A 524-nucleotide genomic window follows, 5' to 3' on the forward strand; every position below is an offset into this window, starting at 1 on the left:
CCTCCGGCCGGAGGCATGGCGCTGATCATCGGTGCGATCGGCGTGGTCTTCGGCGATATCGGTACCAGCCCGCTGTACACCCTGAAGGAGGCGTTCTCGCCGCACTACGGGCTCAACAGCGACCATGACACCGTGCTGGGCGTGCTGTCGCTGGCGTTCTGGGCACTGAACATCGTGGTCACGCTGAAGTACGTGACCATCATCATGCGCGCCGACAACGACGGCGAGGGCGGCATCATGGCGCTGATGGCGCTGACCCAGCGCACGCTGCGCAACGGATCGCGCTCGGCGTACGTGGTGGGGATCCTGGGCATCTTCGGCGCTTCGCTGTTCTTCGGCGACGGCGTGATCACACCGGCCATCTCGGTGCTGGGCGCGGTCGAAGGCCTGGAGGTGGCCGCACCCGGCCTGCATGCGTTCATCGTGCCGATTACCGTGGTGGTGCTGCTGATGGTGTTTGCCGCGCAGCGCTTTGGCACCGAGAAGATCGGCAAGGCGTTCGGCCCGATCACCTCGGTCTGGTT

1 protein-coding gene is annotated in these 524 nt (G+C 65.6%); it reads left to right on the plus strand.

What is annotated here, in order from left to right; translation table 11 throughout:
* Positions 1 to 15: 15 nt before the first annotated feature.
* Positions 16 to 524, plus strand: a 509-nt coding sequence (locus ARC23_RS00690; protein ID WP_203226329.1) for a KUP/HAK/KT family potassium transporter, incomplete at its 3' end; no start/stop codon positions are given.

This window comes from Stenotrophomonas beteli, from assembly GCF_001431665.1.
GTDB lineage: Bacteria > Pseudomonadota > Gammaproteobacteria > Xanthomonadales > Xanthomonadaceae > Stenotrophomonas > Stenotrophomonas beteli.